This window comes from Marinomonas fungiae (assembly GCF_001418205.1).
Lineage (GTDB): Bacteria > Pseudomonadota > Gammaproteobacteria > Pseudomonadales > Marinomonadaceae > Marinomonas > Marinomonas fungiae.
The window spans coordinates 196,891-213,845 of sequence record NZ_LIQF01000005.1 but is presented as its reverse complement, the minus strand read 5'-3'; the positions used below and the strand labels follow the sequence as shown (position 1 = coordinate 213,845).

Sequence of the window (16,955 nt, the reverse complement as noted above, 5' to 3'; positions counted from 1 at the left end):
GACCCTCAGAGCGAGTTCTGAGGGTCTTTTCTAACGCCCCACATTTTCCAATCCTGGAGTATCTTCGTGAAATATCTCATCTCATTTTGTTTGTTAATGTTTGCCAGTTGGATGCCAGTGCATGCGGCGTCTACCGAAACCTTACTTGAGCAGTTAACAACAACCAAACTTTCAAAATTACCCGATATCGTCGAGCAACTTGCGGCACAAGAGGACGAATCCCTGTTACCAGTTTTTAGAGCTTGGCTAGCGGGTGATTTGCATTATGTCAAAGACAGTAACGCCATTGTGGTGGAAATCGATGTACAAGGTAATGACGCCTACGTTGACCCATTTACTCAAGTGCAGCTAGAGGGGATTTCCAGCAAAGACGTTAAGAAAATCAAAGTTAATAACAAGTTGCGTGGCCTGTTGCGCGGTGTGATTGCGCGTCTTCAATTGACCTCAAATAATGCTGACGTGCGTGAAGGGGCGGTGCGTGAACTGTTGGCAGACGTTGATGAAGACACCTTTGCAGCATTAGAAAATCTATATCCAAAAGAATCCAATAATGATGTGAAAGAGATGATGCAAACGGCATTGTCCATTTACACCGCGATGGATAAAAGTAGCAGTCAAACATCGCGAGTTGCTGCGATTGAGTTTTTGGGTGGTAGCTTAGAAAACGACGTTAGAAACGCCTTATTAAAATTGTCTCGTGACAGTAATGAAGCCGTTGCCGCAGCCGCGGATAAAGCACTGGTGAACATTAACCGACAAGTAGAGCGCTATGCTCTGGTGGATCAGTTGTTCTTTGGTTTGAGCTTGGGCTCGGTATTGCTGTTGGCGTCGATTGGTCTGGCAATCACGTTTGGTGTGATGGGGGTGATCAATATGGCGCATGGTGAAATGATCATGCTGGGCGCGTACACCACTTACGTTGTGCAGTTGGTCATGCCGAATTACATCGACTACTCAATCTGGGTAGCGATTCCTGCAGCTTTCCTAGTGTCTGGCTTAATGGGCGTCTTGATTGAGCGTCTAGTTATTTGTCGTCTGCATGGCCGTCCATTGGAAACCTTGTTAGCGACTTTTGGTATCAGCCTGATTTTACAACAGCTGGTGCGTACGATTTTCTCTCCTCTTAACCGTCAAGTGTCAACGCCGAGCTGGATGAGTGGCTCTTGGGAAATTAACCCAGTGCTTTCTCTAACGTTGAACCGTTTATACATCTTAGCGTTTGCCTTGCTGGTGTTCTTGGCACTGGTGTTCATTTTGAAGAAAAGCTCATTAGGTCTAAACGTTCGTGCTGTGTCGCAAAACCGCAGCATGGCCAAAGCCATGGGGGTGAAAACCGAGTGGGTCGACGCCATGACCTTTGGTTTGGGCTCAGGTATTGCAGGTATTGCTGGGGTGGCCTTGTCTCAATTAACCAATGTCGGACCTAACCTTGGCCAAGCCTACATCATCGACTCGTTTATGGTGGTGGTGTTCGGTGGCGTGGGGAATTTACTCGGCACTCTCGTTGCAGCATTTACTCTTGGTATTGCGAACAAATTCCTAGAGCCGACCACGGGCGCGGTGTTGGCTGCGATCTTGGTGTTGGTCTTCATCATCCTATTTATTCAGAAACGTCCTAAAGGATTGTTCCCACAAAAAGGGAGAGCAGCAGAATGAGCAAGCTGATCAACTGGTTTTCCGAAGGTCGCTCATCAGGCAAGTACACGCTGCCGTTTGTCATCCTTCTTTTGGCGGTCACGGTTTTAGCTTCAGCCGCGAACCTATTGTTACCGCAAGATTCAGCGCTGTACGTCAGCACTTACAGTATTACGTTGTTAGGCAAATATTTGTGCTACGCCATGCTGGCCCTAGCGGTGGATATTATCTGGGGCTACTGCGGTATTTTAAGCTTAGGCCACGGTGCGTTCTTTGCGCTGGGCGGCTATGCCATGGGCATGTATCTTATGCGTCAGATCGGTGATCGCGGTGTATACGGCCATCCCATCCTGCCAGACTTTATGGTGTTTCTAGATTGGCAGGAGTTGCCTTGGTTTTGGCATGGCATGGATCAATTTTGGTTTGCCATGATCATGGCGGTGCTGGTCCCAGGACTATTGGCCTTTGTCTTTGGTTGGTTGGCGTTCCGTTCTCGTGTGACGGGGGTGTACCTATCCATCATGACGCAAGCGTTGACCTATGCTCTGTTGCTGGCCTTCTTTCGCAACGAAATGGGCTTTGGTGGCAACAACGGTCTGACCGACTTTAAAGAAATCCTAGGCTTTGATTTGCAGGCCGACAGCACGCGTGTGTCGCTGTTTATCATCACGGCAATCTTATTAGCGGTCGTGCTGATGCTCAGTCAACGCATCCTGTCATCACGTTTAGGCAAAGTCACTCTGGCGGTGCGCGATGCCGAAGCGCGTACACGTTTTATCGGATATCGCACAGAGCGCTACAAAGTATGGTTGTTCGTGTATTCAGCTGTTATTGCGGGTGTGGCAGGGGCCTTGTATGTACCACAAGTGGGCATCATTAACCCGGGTGAATTCTCTCCTATTAATTCCATTGAAGTGGTGATTTGGGTAGCGGTTGGTGGCCGTGGCACCTTGATTGGCGCCATTATCGGGGCGCTACTGGTGAACTACGCGAAGACCCGCTTTACCGCCATCATGCCGGATGGCTGGTTGTTTGCATTAGGTGCTTTGTTTGTCCTAGTCACTTTGTTCTTACCAAAAGGCTTGATAGGTCTTTATGGCCAACTGAAATCGAAACGTCAGCCTGCTTCATCTCAGGAGGTGACATCATGAGTGCATTCGATAACTCGATCCAAGGGCTACGAGAAACCTTTCGTCGTGACCAAGTTTGGCCATTTTTAGCGCCGGAGCAAGCGGCTAAGGTCGACGTGTCGAACCAAATGATTTTATACGTAGAAGGCTTAAACCTCAGTTTTGATGGCTTCAAAGCGCTTAATGATCTGAACCTATACGTAAACGATGGGGAGTTGCGTTGCCTAATTGGCGCCAATGGGGCGGGTAAAACCACGTTGATGGACGTCATTACGGGTAAATCCAAACCCGATGCTGGCTCGGTGTTTTTCGGTCAGACCCATAACCTGCTGACCAAAGACGAGGCCGACATTGCGCAACTTGGCATTGGCCGTAAATTTCAAAAGCCAACCGTGTTTGAAGAGCAAACTGTGTTTGACAATTTAGAGCTGTCGTTAAAAACCGATAAACGCGTACTACCAACACTGTTTGCCTGCTTATCGCCAACGGAAGTTGATCGTATTGATGAAGTGTTGAGCATTATCGGTTTGAAGCAACAACGTTTTATGAAAGCGGGTGCTTTGTCACACGGACAAAAACAATGGCTCGAAATTGGCATGTTGTTGGTCTCTGATCCGCGTTTATTGCTGATTGATGAACCGGTTGCGGGGATGACCGCGCAAGAGACGGAGCGTACTGCCGAGCTTTTAACATCATTAGCAGGAGAGCGAACGGTGATTGTGGTCGAGCACGATATGGAGTTTGTGCGCAGCATTGCACGCACTGTAACGGTGCTTCACCAAGGCTCGGTGCTCGCCGAAGGCACTATGGATCAAATTCAAAGTAACAAAGATGTGATCGAGGTTTACCTCGGTGAAGAAGCGGCGGAGGTCTAAGCATGATTGCAATGAACAAAGTGAGCCAACTATACGGCGGCACACAAATACTCTGGGATTTGGACTTAGACATCGAACCAGGCTCAATCACCTGCATCATGGGGCGCAACGGAGTAGGTAAAACCACGCTGATGAAAGCCATCATGGGATTGTTACCGATTAAAAGCGGTGAAATCACCATGAATAACCAAGCGCTTCACAAGCTGAGTGCTGAACGTCGAGCTTACGAAGGGATTGGTTATGTGCCCCAAGGGCGTGACATTTTCCCCATGCTGACGGTGGAAGAAAACTTACGTATTGGACTGCCAGTGCGTAAAAGCAAAGAGATCCCAGAAAAGATTTTTGAGTTGTTTCCGGTGCTCAAGGAAATGTTGCATCGCCGGGGTGGCGACTTATCCGGTGGTCAGCAGCAGCAATTAGCGATTGGTCGCGCCTTGGTGCTTGAGCCAAAGGTTCTGATCTTGGATGAGCCAAATGAAGGCATTCAGCCAAACATCGTCAAGCAGATTGGCGATGTGATTCTTAAGCTCAATGAAGAGGAAGGCCTAACCGTTATCTTAATTGAGCAGAAACTGGGATTCGCCCGCCGCGTAGGCAAAGAGTTTCGTCTGATGGAAAAGGGGCGCATCGTCGCAGCCGACAAGATGGAAAACTTGAATGATGACCTAATTAAGCAATACCTCGCGGTATAGGCTTTGAAAGCAAGCTAAGGAGTTGCATGAGTGCTGTAAAAAATGCGTTGCCCTCGATGGAAACCATTTCGCCTGCCAGTCAGTGGCAGGCGTATTTGACGCTGGGGTTCACGAAGAGTGTTCGTGGCACCGTATTAAAAACCTGCGATCACAAGGGGCCTTTGTATGTGCAAAAGCCCTTTTATCCAGAAGGCAAAGATACGGCTCACGTGTATTTATTGCACCCTCCTGGCGGTTTGGTGTCGGGTGACGAGCTAGTGATCGAATCCAATCAAGCCCCTGATACTCATGTGCTGATTACTACTCCAGGAGCAGGGCGCGTTTATAAAGCGCGCTCAGACCGAACCTTGCAACGCCAAACGACCCGCTTAAACGTGCCGAAAGACGCCATCATGGAATGGTTACCGCAAGAAACCATTCTTTATCCTGATGCTAACACGCGACTACGCAACCAGATTGAGTTGTACGGCAGCGCGCGCTTTATTGGCTGGGAGATTACTTGCTTTGGCTTACCTGCTAATCAGTTGGATTTTGGGACGGGACATGCGGATCAGAGCTTCCAGATTCGTGTCGATGGCCGCTTGCGCTTGCGTGAGCGCTTATTAGTCGACGAACACAGCCGTGGCTTGATGGCGGGTAAAGCAGGCTTACAAGGCAATCCTGTCAATGGCTTATTGCTAGCGGGGCCGTTTGTGAAGGTTGAAGAAGACGTGATTGAAACATTGAGAAGTTTTTGCCAAGAGAGCGATGGTTTATCCGGTGTGACACAAGTAGATGAATTTATTGTGCTGCGTAGCTTGAGTCACGACAGCGAAAAAATGAAACGATTATTTGCCCGTTGCTGGGAAGTGCTACGCCCAGCATTGATCGATAAAACCGCGTGTGCGCCGAGAATTTGGGCGACCTAAAACACAGGTCACTAACCACATACGTGAAGCAAAATGATAACGAATAAAGGGTTTAACGATGGAATTACTACCAAGAGAAAAGGACAAGCTGCTGGTGTTTACTGCCGCCTTGTTGGCCGAACGACGTTTAAATCGTGGCCTGAAGCTGAATTACCCCGAAGCCATGGCCTACATCACCATGGAAATTATTGAAGGTGCACGCGATGGTAAAACCGTGGCCGAGCTGATGGCATTTGGTAAGACTTTATTGAGTGCTGAACAAGTGATGGATGGTGTCGCGGATTTGATTCACGAAGTACAGGTGGAAGCGACGTTTCCAGACGGCACGAAATTGGTCACTGTGCATAACCCGATTAACTAACTCACGGAGGCAACATGATTCCAGGTGAAATTCAGGTCGCTGATGGAGTGATCGAGTTAAACGAAGGCCGTAAGACACAGACATTACGTGTTGAAAATACGGGTGATCGCCCAGTACAAATTGGCTCCCATTACCATTTTTATGAAGTGAACCCTGCTCTGGTATTTGATCGCGAACAAGCCAAAGGTTACCGCTTGAACATAGCCTCGGGAACCGCGGTGCGTTTTGAGCCGGGCCAAGGGCGTGAAGTGGAATTAGTCGAATACGCGGGCACGAAAACGATTTACGGCTTCCGTGGTGAAGTGATGGGCAGCTTGGCAGAGGGGGCAGAATAATGGCGACAATGGACAGACACAGCTATGCACAAATGTTTGGCCCAACGACCGGCGACCGTGTGCGTTTAGGTGACACCGATCTTTGGATTCAGGTAGAAAAAGACTTCACTACCTACGGCGACGAAGTGAAATTTGGTGGGGGTAAAGTCATCCGTGACGGCATGGGGCAAAGCCAATTAACCAATGACGTAGCAGTGGATTTAGTGATCACCAATGCCCTTGTGCTGGATCATTGGGGCATCGTCAAAGGCGATGTCGGCATCAAAAATGGCCGTATCTTTAAAGTCGGGAAAGCGGGTAATCCAGACGTTCAAGACAATGTTGATATTGTGGTTGGCCCAGGTACTGAAGTCATTGCAGGTGAAGGTTCTATTCTAACGGCGGGTGGCATTGACGCGCACATTCACTTCATCTGCCCACAGCAAATTGAAGAAGCCCTGACCTCTGGTGTGACGACGATGATTGGTGGCGGTACCGGCCCTGCGACGGGTACCAATGCAACGACTTGTACCTCAGGTCCTTGGTATTTGGGCAAAATGTTACAAGCAACCGATAGCATGCCGATGAACTTAGGTTTCTTAGGCAAAGGGAACGCGAGTTTGCCTGAAGCCTTGGAAGAGCAATTGGAAGCGGGCGCTTGTGGTCTAAAGCTGCACGAAGATTGGGGCACCACACCGGCCTCGATTGATTGCTGTTTATCGGTTGCCGAAAAATACGACGTACAAGTGGCGATCCATACGGATACTTTGAATGAGTCAGGCTTTGTCGATAGTACCATTGATGCTTTCAAAGAACGTGTTATTCACACCTACCATACGGAAGGCGCAGGCGGCGGTCACGCACCGGATATCATTCGTGCAGCAGGCTTAGCGAACGTTTTGCCGTCTTCCACCAATCCAACACGTCCGTACACGCACAACACGGTGGATGAGCATTTGGATATGTTGATGGTGTGTCACCACCTCGATAGCAATATTCCTGAAGACGTGGCTTTTGCGGATTCGCGTATTCGTAAAGAAACCATTGCCGCAGAAGACATCTTTCACGATCGCGGTGCGTTCTCAATGATCTCATCTGACTCCCAAGCCATGGGCCGAGTGGGGGAAGTGGTTACTCGTACGTGGCAAACGGCACACAAAATGAAGCAACAGTTTGGCCTGTTGCCAGAAGACACCGAGGTGGGGGCGGATAACTTCCGCGCCAAACGCTATATCGCCAAATACACCATCAACCCCGCCATCGCACACGGTATCAGCCACGAAGTGGGTTCCATTGAACCGGGTAAGCTAGCAGATTTAGTGTTATGGAAACCGGCGTTCTTTGCGGTGAAACCGTCGATGATTATTAAAGGAGGCATGATTGCTAGTGCACCGATGGGCGATCCTAATGCCTCTATTCCCACGCCACAACCGGTGCATTATCGCCCGATGTTTGGCTCGTTCGGCAAAGCGCCGGCGGCAACGTCGGTAACCTTTGTTTCTGAAGCTGCTCTCAACAATGGCATTAAAGAATCGCTTGGCTTAGATCGCACTTTGGTGGCCTGTAAAAACACTCGAAATATCGGCAAAACCGACATGATTCATAACGCCTGGATGCCGAATATCACCGTCGATCCGCAAACCTATGAAGTACGTGCGGATGGTGAATTATTGACCTGTGAGCCAGCACAAAGCTTGCCATTGGCACAACTGTACAACTTATTTTAATCGCGTCCTGCGCAACCAATTGGGGTAGTCCTATGTTAGATATTTACACTCGCCTCGGTACACATTGCCACGATGAGGTGTACACCACTGTGATCTTGACCCATGAGCAGCGCGAGCGAGGTCGCTTAAAACTCGTGGGCGAAAACGGCGAAGAGATTCGTGTGTTTTTAGACCGTGGTAAGCCTTTGTTAGTGGGAGAATACTTGCGTTCTGAGTGCGGTAAAACCATTCGTATCGTGGGCGCAGTCGAAGACATCGCCCATGCTAGCTGCGAGGATTGGAGCACGTTTGCCAAAGCTTGTTACCACTTAGGTAACCGCCACACCAAAGTGGAAGTTGGAGAGCGCTGGTTGCGTATTAAACCGGATCACGTGCTGGAAGAAATGCTGCATTTGTTGGGGTTGGTCGTCACCCATGAGCAAGGCATTTTTAATCCAGAATCTGGAGCATACAGCCATGGTCATCACCACCACTGATCACGGACTGCTGCGCTTATTGCAGCTTAGTAGCGTCAGCTTGCCCGTTGGCGGCTATGCCTTTTCGCAAGGTATGGAGTACGCCATCGACAAAGGCTGGCTAACCAAACCAGCGCAGGTGGCTGATTGGACACAGCTTCAGTTGTTACAGTCTTTGGCGCGAGTGGATTTGCCTGTGCTGCGTTTGGCGATGGCAGCGTGGGCGCAACGTGATGAAGCGCGCATAGTCGAACTGAACGATCTGATTTTAGCGTGTCGTGAGACCAAAGAACTGCGTCTAAACGATACCGCTATGGGCGAAGCCTTGGCGCGTTTGTTGCGTAGTTTGGAGATTGAAACACCGTTTGTGCGCTTGGAAGACATTAGCTTCGTCGTGCTGTTTGCGATGGCCGCGACGCACTGGCAGGTGGAATTTGATAGCGCGGCATTGGGCTTTTCATGGTCTTGGCTGGAAAACCAAATCGCCGCGGCGACCAAGCTCGTGCCCTTAGGGCAGACCCAAGCACAGTTATTGCTAGGGGAGTTGCAACCGACTTTATCGGAAGCGATTGCCTTGTCGAAAAGCATCGACGAGGACGACATTGGGGCAGGTTTACCAGCGGTTGCCATCGCCAGTTGTTTACATGAAACCCAATATTCAAGGTTGTTCCGGTCTTAGAAGATTTTGTTGTGAAGAGTGAATAAATGACGTTTAAACATGGCCAGTTTTTAGGCCCTACAATAGGAGCGAAATATGAGTAAACCTAAGCAAACCCTACGAGTCGGTGTAGGTGGCCCAGTCGGTTCGGGCAAGACAGCATTATTGCGCTCTTTGTGCTCTGCGATGCGTGATCACTACAACATCGCCGTGGTAACGAATGATATTTATACCCAAGAAGACGCGAAATTTTTAACTCGGCATGAAGCACTGGATGCCGATCGTATCATTGGTGTGGAAACAGGTGGCTGTCCGCACACTGCGATTCGTGAAGACGCGTCGATGAACTTAGCGGCGATTGATCAACTACTCGATCGTCACGGTGAGTTAGACATTGTATTTGTTGAGTCTGGTGGCGATAACCTCAGCGCAACCTTTAGCCCTGAGTTGTCGGATCTTACCATTTATGTGATTGATGTATCAGCGGGTGACAAGATTCCACGTAAGGGGGGGCCAGGCATTACCAAATCCGATTTATTGATTATCAACAAGATTGATCTTGCGCCTCTGGTTGGCGCGTCCCTTGAAGTGATGGACCAAGATGCTAAAGCTCAACGTGGTGAACGTCCGTTTGTGTTCTCAAATTTAAAAGCCGCAAAAGGATTAGATGAGATTATTCAATTTATCGTATCGGAAGGTATGCTCGAAGCAAAAGTAATTCCCCCCGCTAAGGCAGTTGTTTAAGTTAGGTTTTGGAACTTTGTTGAGGAGAAATATATGAAAACAACCATGGTAAAGGCCTCAGTTGGCGCAGCATTAGTGATTGGTTCTAACGCTGTATTTGCTCACGCTGGACATGAGCACACGTCTAGTTTTATGTCGGGTTTCCTTCACCCAATGGGTGGTTTGGACCACTTGTTGGCGATGATTGCAGTGGGTCTTTGGGCTGCCAGTATGGGAGGACGTGCTTTGTGGACAGTACCAATGGCATTTGTTGCCATGATGTTGTTAGGTGGCGGCGCAGCCATGGCGGGCCTAGAAGTGCCTTTTGTTGAGCAAGGCATTCTATTATCTGTGATGGTGTTGGGGGTATTGGTATTAGGTGCCAAGCGCTTGCCTGTCGCGGCTTGTGCTGCGATTGCAGGCGGTTTTGCGGTTTTTCACGGTGTTGCGCACGGCATGGAAATGCCTGCTAACGGCACTGCTGCTCAATACGCTCTAGGTTTTGCTGTGGCGACTACGGCACTTCACCTAGTGGGGTTAGGCTTTGGTCAGCTGATGGCGCGTATCGGTACGCCGCTTGTCACGCGCCTTAGTGGTTCGGCCATTGCCGTATTAGGTTTACTACTGTCGATTGCTTAATTCAGCAGTAGATATAAGGGGATGGTTTTATCTAGCCCTGAAACAAGCGCCAAGAGTGTGAACTCTTGGCGTTTTAGAATGGAATAAGGCGAAATGGCTGCTGCTCAAAAAATCTTCAAAGTAAGGCGACACTACAATAAGTGGGTCGCGGATCAAACGATGGAAGATTACGCTTTACGTTATACGGCGAAGCACGGTCATACCATGAGTATTGACCGCGTAGGTCATACTGCCTTGGGCGCTGCGGCATTTCTGGCGCTAGAAGGCTTAGCGGCAGTGATTACTCTAACGTACGGTTTCACCAATGCCGTGACTGCTATTGTGACGGTGCTGGCGGTTTTCTTTATTACTGGGTTCCCCATTGCTTATTACTCGGCTAAGCATGGCTTAGACATTGACTTACTCACCCGTGGTGCGGGATTTGGCTATCTTGGCTCCACAATAACGTCGCTGATTTATGCCACGTTTACGTTTATTTTCTTCGCCATCGAAGCGGCCATTTTGGCATCTGCCTTAGAAGTGCTACTTGGGATTCCTTTGCCTATTGGCTATGCCTTATCAGCCATATTCGTCATTCCCATCGTGACTCATGGGATTAGGGCGATCAGCCGCTTCCAAGTGGGGACTCAATGGCTTTGGCTCGTATTACAAGCGGCGGCCATTGGCGTTGTGGTAACGCAGGAATATCAGAATTTTTCTGGCTGGACTGAGTATGTGCCCGGCCACTTACCCCAAGAGACGGGGTTTGACTGGATGCTGTTTGGCGCAGCCGCCTCAGTGTTGTTTGCGCTGATGGCGCAAATCGGCGAGCAGGTTGACTACTTACGCTTCTTTCCGAAGAAGACCAAAGAAAACCGCAAACGTTGGTGGTTTTGGTTAGTGTTGGCAGGGCCTGGGTGGGTATTCATCGGAGCCATAAAAATGTTGCTGGGATCCTTTCTTGCCTACTTAGCGATTTCTGATGGTGCCACGGCGCTGCAAGCAACCGATCCCACGTATCTTTATCAACGCATCTTCTTGTTCTTAACCACCTCGCCAACGACGGCTTTAATTTTAGCGGCGGTATTTGTGTTTATTTGTCAGATGAAGATCAATCTGACCAATGCTTATGCTGGTTCCATTGCATGGTCGAATTTTTTCTCCCGTCTTACGCACTCACACCCAGGCCGAGTCGTTTGGTTAATCTTTAACGTTACCATTGCGCTCTTGTTAATGGAGTTAGGTATTTATCAAGCGTTAGGTGCCATCTTAAGTGTATTTGCTATCAGTGCTGTCAGTTGGCTATCAAGTTTATCGGCGGATTTACTGATCAACAAACCGCTGGGGTTAAGCCCTAACTATGTGGAGTTTAAGCGCGCGCATTTGTATGACATCAACCCAGTGGGAACTGGATCGATGTTGATTGCTACTGCTCTTGGGTTATTGTGTTATTTAGGCATATTCGGTGATGTGGCAAAAAGCCTGTCGCACTTTATTGCCATCGCGTCATGCTTTATTTGTGTGCCGCTTATCGCCTTTCTTACCAAGGGGAAGTATTACATAGCACGACAAAGTCCTGAGTTAATACCGCTTATTGCGACGGTTAAGCAGGCCACTCCAAACTCGCACCCACACGGCCATTCTGTGGTCACGTTAAAGTGTGGTATCTGTGAAAATGAATTTGAAAGCGAAGACATGAGTTTCTGCTCAGCTTACCAACAGCCAATTTGTTCTTTGTGTTGTTCGCTCGATGTTCGTTGTTTAGACAGCTGTAAGCCGCAAGCCAGCATTTCCCAACAAAGCGATTACTTTCTTAAGCTATTTTTACCGAAAAGACTGGTGCGGGCGATCAACTCACGTCTAGGGCGTTTTGCCTCTATGCTGGTGGTGATTAACATCATTAATGCGGCGCTGATGATGCTGATTTATCGTCAAATGGCACCGCAAACTGCCAATGAAGCCATGTTATTAGAGCAGGCGATGTTTGCCTTATTCTTCACTTTGTTGATCGTGTCTGGGGTGTTGTCTTGGTTGTTTTTACTTGCCCACGAAAGTCGTGTCGTGGCACAGAAGGAATCGAATCGACAAACTCGCAAGTTGACACAAGAAATTGAAGCGCATAAAGAAACGGATTTGGCATTGCAAAGTGCTAAAGAGCAGGCTGAGCGATCAAATGAAGCGAAAAGTCGCTATTTGGGCGGGATAAGCCATGAGCTAAGAACACCGCTGCAATCGATTATTGGTTATGCACAGTTACTTTCCGAAAAAGATAATACACCACTAAGCCACCAGAATGGTTTAGAGATTATTCATCGTAGTGGCTTGTACTTAGCTGATTTAATAGAAGGCTTGCTTGATATCTCAAAAATTGAAGCGGGACGTTTTGAGCTGTATCGAAATACGGTCGAGTTACCTAAGTTAATTTCGCAGTTAGAAAGCATGTTTGCCATGCAAGCCAAAAACAAAGGTATCAAATTTGAGTGTCGTGTTCTTTCACCATTACCGCGTGTGATTGCAACCGATGAAAAGCGCTTACGACAGATACTCATTAATCTACTTTCCAATGCTGTGAAGTACACGCAGCAAGGCTCTGTCGTTTTTGAGATTTATTATCGCAACCAAGTGGCAGATTTTAAAATCCGCGATACTGGATTAGGTATTAAAGAAGAAAACCTCGATCGAATTTTTGATCCATTCGAAAGGGTTCGAGATGCGAGCACGGCGAATCTGCCGGGCACTGGATTAGGGCTGACCATCGTAAAATTATTAACAGAAATAATGGGGGGAGACTTACAGGTAATCTCAAATGTGGGGGTTGGAAGTGAGTTTCGCGTGAGTTTGATGTTGCCATGGATGACCGAAGATTCGTCAACGTTACCAATGGAGCGAAAAGTGGTCAGTTACAATGGTGCGCAAAGGACTATTATGGTGGTTGATGATGACCCTGTTGTTCGAGGACTTCTGGCTGAAATGTTAGCCCCCATTGGTTTTAATGTTGTGGAAGCTGAAAACGGCGTAACTTGTCTAGAAGAACTCAGCCTATGCGAGCCAGATTTATTTATTTTAGATGTCTCAATGCCAGTTATGGATGGTTTAACTCTAACCAGTGAGCTAAGGCAGCGACATTATAAAGTGCCGATTTTGATGCTTTCTGCGGATGCAAATGAGCGCTCGCGTGATGATAAAGTACTGTTCAACCAGTATCTTGTTAAACCAATAAAAAATGCCGACTTGTTGGAAGCGATCAAACAGTGGCTGCGTTTGGACTGGGTGTATGCAGATGACGAACCTGCATCGCTGGTTGAAGATACGCCTAATGACATTTCAAATGAGTCACTTGAGATTGTCCCAATTCCTGATCATGAAATGATTCGGGAGTTAGAAGCTTTCTCGGAAATGGGGTACAAAAAAGGTGTACGCAAAATGTTGGATCAACTTCAGCAAGTCGACTTAATCTGTCACCATCATTTACAAACATTAGAGCATCTTTATAGTCAGTTTAAGTTTGATGATCTAGTGAATTATCTAGAGCAGCACAAGGCCTAAGTAATCGGAAAAGAAATATGAAAGTAAACAATGAAAGCGATATTGTGCTGGTTGTAGATGACTCGGCAGATGCGCTGAGTTTGATCCATGACACATTAGAATCAGAGAACATGGATGTGCTGGTGGCGCTTGATGGTAGACAGGCATTAACCATCGCCAATCGAATTCGGCCAGATATTATTTTGCTTGATGCCATCATGCCTATCATGGATGGCTTTGAAACCTGTAAAGCATTAAAAAACGATCCGAAGCTATCAAATATCCCTGTTATTTTTATGACTGGTTTAAGTGAAACAGGGGACATTGTGCGTGGGCTTGAAGCCGGAGGTGTTGATTATCTAACAAAACCTATTCAGCCAAATGAGTTGGTGGCGCGAATGAAGGTACACCTTTCAAACGCGCGCATGAGTAATAATGCACAAGCGGCATTAGATACAGTTGGTCAGTTTCTTATGTCTTTTACCCTTCAAGGCGAAGTGTCATGGGCGACTCCACAAGCCTATGCATTAATGGCAAAGGCGCGTGTGACTCCAGAATGGCAAGCAAAGCAGCTGGCGACACATATTTGTGAATGGTTTAGCCATCAGCCTAACGTCGGGCAGACGATAAAACTTTCAGGCTTGGAATACCCTTTAGCATTGAAATTTTTAGGCTATACAGAATATGGCGATGGATTGGTCCGTCTTGAAGATGGGCACAAATTAACTGGTCCTGAGCTGCTAAGGCAGAAGCTTGCATTAACTGAGCGTGAATCCGAGGTTTTGCACTGGATCGCCAACGGTAAAACGAATCGAGAAATTGCTGAAATTTTAAATATGAGCCCTCGAACTGTTAATAAGCATTTAGAGCAGATTTTTCCAAAGTTAGGTGTTGAGAATCGCACCTCTGCCGCAGGCGTTGCACTTAAGGTTGAGGTTGCTAACTGAACAATGGAAGAGCCAACTTTTAATAGCCTATGAGTTGAATCATCTAAGCAATCATTCACATCCACTTCAATAGGACGCCCTGCAAAAAATAACATGGCTTTACACAGTGCATGAGGCGAACAAGGCGGCAAATAATGCTAGACTGCGCGCCATATTGACGCTGGAAACCCACCATGGAAATCAAAGTAAATTTTTTAGATAACCTTCGCTTAGAAGCCAAGTTTGACGATTTTACCGTCGTTGCCGATCAACCTATCCGATACAAAGGTGATGGCTCTGCGCCTAGCCCATTTGATTACTTCCTAGCGTCTTCTGCACTGTGTGCGGCGTATTTTGTAAAGGTGTACTGTAAAGCGCGTGATATCCCAACCGAGGATATTCGTTTATCGCAGAACAACATCGTTGATCCGGAAAATCGCTACAATCAAATTTTCCAGATTCAAGTTGAGTTGCCTGAGTACATCAGTGACAAAGACCGTGAAGGTATCCTGCGTTCGATTGATCGTTGTACCGTTAAAAAAGTTATTCAAACGGGGCCAGAGTTTAAGATCGAAACGGTAGAGGATTTGGATGCGGGAGCTTCGCTGATGGCGATGGCGCAGCCGGATCAAACCCAGAAAACTTCGATTTTAGGTAAAGACTTACCTCTAGAAGACACCATCGCCAATATGTCAGGTCTGTTGGCAGATTTGGGCATTAAGATCGAAGTCGCGTCTTGGCGTAACATCGTGCCTGGCGTTTGGTCTTTGCATCTGCGTGATGCCGCCTCGCACATGTGTTTCACCAATGGCAAAGGCGCGACTAAAGAAAGCGCGCTTTGTTCGGCGTTGGGTGAGTTTATCGAGCGTGCCAGCTGTAACTTTTTCTACAACGATCAATTCTTTGGTGAAGAGTTAGCCAATGCTGAGTTCGTGCATTACCCAACGGAAAAATGGTTTCCATTGACCGAAGACGATTCGTTACCAGAAGGTCTGTTGGACGATTATTGTCTAGATATCTTTGATCCCGAGCAAGAGCTGCAAGGCTCTCATCTAATTGATACCAACTCCGGCAATATCGAACGTGGCATTTGTGCGATCCCATACGTGCGTCAATCGGATCAAGAGACGGTGTATTTTCCATCAAACTTGATCGAGAACTTATTCTTAAGTAACGGCATGAGTGCTGGCAACACGTTACCTGAAGCCATGGTGCAGTGTTTGTCTGAGATCTTTGAGCGAGCCGTGAAGAAGCAAATCATCGAGCAAGAGATCGTCCTGCCAGATGTGCCGATGTCGGTATTGGAAAAATACCCAAGTATTCTGGCGGGTATCCAAAGCCTAGAAGAAAACGGCTTCCCAGTGGTGGTCAAAGACGCATCTCTGGGCGGTCAATTCCCAGTGATGAACGTGACCTTGATGAACCCACGCACAGGCGGTGTGTTTGCCTCGTTTGGTGCTCATCCAAGCTTTGAAGTGGCGTTGGAGCGTAGCTTAACCGAATTGTTGCAAGGTCGTAGCTTCGAAGGTCTAAACGATGTGCCATTGCCGACCTTTAACTCGTTTGCGGTACAAGAGCCGAATAACTTCGTTGAGCACTTTATTGATTCAACCGGCGTGATCTCTTGGAAATTCTTTAGTGCCAAAGCGGATTATGAGTTTTGCGAATGGGATTTCTCTGGCACCAACGAGGAAGAACGTGATGGCTTAATGGGCATTCTCGAAGACATGGGCAAAGAAGTCTATGTGGCGGTGTTTGATGACCTAGGTGCCAACGCTTGCCGAATCCTAGTGCCGGATTACTCAGAGGTATACCCAGCCGACGACCTAATTTGGGATAACACCAATAAAGCACTGTTGTTCCGTGAAGACATTCTTAACATCCATTCACTTGATGATGAAGCGCTTGAAGCACTGCTTGAGCGTTTAGAAGAAAGCGAGCTGGATAACTACAACGACATTCGTACGTTGATCGGCGTTGAGTTTGATGAAAACACGCCATGGGGGCAGTTAGATGTGGGCGAGCTGAAACTGCTGTTGTTCTTGGCGCTGCAAATGCACGAAGAAGCCAAAGACCAAGTGCAGGAGTTTTTAAGCTACAACAACAATACCGTGGAGCGTGGTTTGTTCTACCAAGCGATCAGTGCTGTATTAGAAATCACGCTGGATGATGAACTAGAGCTGGATGACTTCCTACCAAACTTGTCGCGTATGTTTGGCAAAGAGGTGATGGAAAACGTTGTGGGCTCTGTTAATGGCACAGTGAGGTTCTATGGCCTCACACCGACCAGCATGAAGCTAGAAGGCCTAGATCGTCATTTGAAACTGATCGACAGCTACAAAAAGCTTCACGCACATCGCGCGAAGAAAGCCGGTCTCTAAAACGGTAGCGAAAAATGCAGAGCTATT

At 47.8% G+C, this 16,955-nt stretch carries 15 protein-coding genes; all 15 read left to right on the top strand.

All coding sequences use genetic code 11. From position 1 onward, the window contains the following. The first annotated feature begins 96 nt into the window (after positions 1-96). The 15 genes from urtB (at position 97) to ASC49_RS09715 (ending at position 16,928) form a co-directional block, all read left to right on the top strand. Entirely contained in the window at positions 97-1,656 is a 1,560-nt protein-coding gene (urtB, locus tag ASC49_RS09785) for an urea ABC transporter permease subunit UrtB (RefSeq protein WP_055463135.1), read from the top strand. Continuing rightward, positions 1,653-2,786, top strand: a complete 1,134-nt coding sequence (gene urtC / locus ASC49_RS09780; protein WP_055463063.1) for an urea ABC transporter permease subunit UrtC — start codon at positions 1,653-1,655, stop codon at positions 2,784-2,786. The genes urtB and urtC overlap by 4 nt, the downstream gene beginning before the upstream one ends. Next, positions 2,783-3,640 (top strand): urea ABC transporter ATP-binding protein UrtD, encoded by an 858-nt coding sequence (urtD, locus tag ASC49_RS09775; protein WP_055463062.1) that lies wholly within the window; start codon positions 2,783-2,785, stop codon positions 3,638-3,640. The genes urtC and urtD overlap by 4 nt, the downstream gene beginning before the upstream one ends. Positions 3,641-3,642: 2 nt before the next feature. Continuing rightward, positions 3,643-4,332 (top strand): urea ABC transporter ATP-binding subunit UrtE, encoded by a 690-nt coding sequence (gene urtE / locus ASC49_RS09770; RefSeq protein ID WP_055463061.1) that lies wholly within the window; start codon positions 3,643-3,645, stop codon positions 4,330-4,332. Between the two features lie 26 nt (positions 4,333-4,358). Beyond that, positions 4,359-5,240 carry an urease accessory protein UreD gene (locus ASC49_RS09765; RefSeq protein WP_055463060.1) on the top strand — a complete coding sequence of 294 codons (882 nt, stop codon included), beginning with the start codon at positions 4,359-4,361 and terminating at the stop codon, positions 5,238-5,240. A gap of 58 nt (positions 5,241-5,298) precedes the next feature. Beyond that, the gene (locus ASC49_RS09760; protein WP_055463059.1) at positions 5,299-5,601 is read left to right on the top strand and encodes an urease subunit gamma; all 303 of its coding nucleotides are present in this window, start codon (positions 5,299-5,301) and stop codon (positions 5,599-5,601) included. Between the two features lie 14 nt (positions 5,602-5,615). Beyond that, entirely contained in the window at positions 5,616-5,936 is a 321-nt protein-coding gene (locus ASC49_RS09755; protein ID WP_055463058.1) for an urease subunit beta, read from the top strand. After that, on the top strand, positions 5,936-7,642 hold the full coding sequence (ureC, locus tag ASC49_RS09750) for an urease subunit alpha (protein WP_055463057.1): 1,707 nt from the start codon (positions 5,936-5,938) through the stop codon (positions 7,640-7,642). The genes ASC49_RS09755 and ureC overlap by 1 nt, the downstream gene beginning before the upstream one ends. A gap of 32 nt (positions 7,643-7,674) precedes the next feature. Beyond that, positions 7,675-8,118: an urease accessory protein UreE gene (gene ureE, locus ASC49_RS09745; RefSeq protein WP_055463056.1), complete on the top strand. Its 444-nt coding sequence runs from the start codon at positions 7,675-7,677 to the stop codon at positions 8,116-8,118. Further along, complete coding sequence (locus ASC49_RS09740) at positions 8,099-8,776, top strand: urease accessory protein UreF (RefSeq protein WP_055463055.1); 678 nt, start codon at positions 8,099-8,101, stop codon at positions 8,774-8,776. Before ureE ends, ASC49_RS09740 begins: the two co-directional genes overlap by 20 nt. Before the next feature lie 75 nt (positions 8,777-8,851). Continuing rightward, complete coding sequence (gene ureG / locus ASC49_RS09735; protein ID WP_055463054.1) at positions 8,852-9,499, top strand: urease accessory protein UreG; 648 nt, start codon at positions 8,852-8,854, stop codon at positions 9,497-9,499. Positions 9,500-9,532: 33 nt separating this feature from the next. Continuing rightward, positions 9,533-10,117, top strand: coding sequence for a HupE/UreJ family protein (locus ASC49_RS09730; protein WP_055463053.1), 585 nt, complete (start codon positions 9,533-9,535; stop codon positions 10,115-10,117). A gap of 93 nt (positions 10,118-10,210) precedes the next feature. Next, the gene (locus ASC49_RS09725) at positions 10,211-13,642 is read left to right on the top strand and encodes a hybrid sensor histidine kinase/response regulator (RefSeq protein WP_055463052.1); all 3,432 of its coding nucleotides are present in this window, start codon (positions 10,211-10,213) and stop codon (positions 13,640-13,642) included. 17 nt (positions 13,643-13,659) lie between these two features. Continuing rightward, positions 13,660-14,568 carry a response regulator transcription factor gene (locus ASC49_RS09720; RefSeq protein ID WP_055463051.1) on the top strand — a complete coding sequence of 303 codons (909 nt, stop codon included), beginning with the start codon at positions 13,660-13,662 and terminating at the stop codon, positions 14,566-14,568. 173 nt (positions 14,569-14,741) lie between these two features. Beyond that, positions 14,742-16,928, top strand: coding sequence for an OsmC domain/YcaO domain-containing protein (locus ASC49_RS09715; protein WP_055463050.1), 2,187 nt, complete (start codon positions 14,742-14,744; stop codon positions 16,926-16,928). Positions 16,929-16,955: the final 27 nt, after the last annotated feature.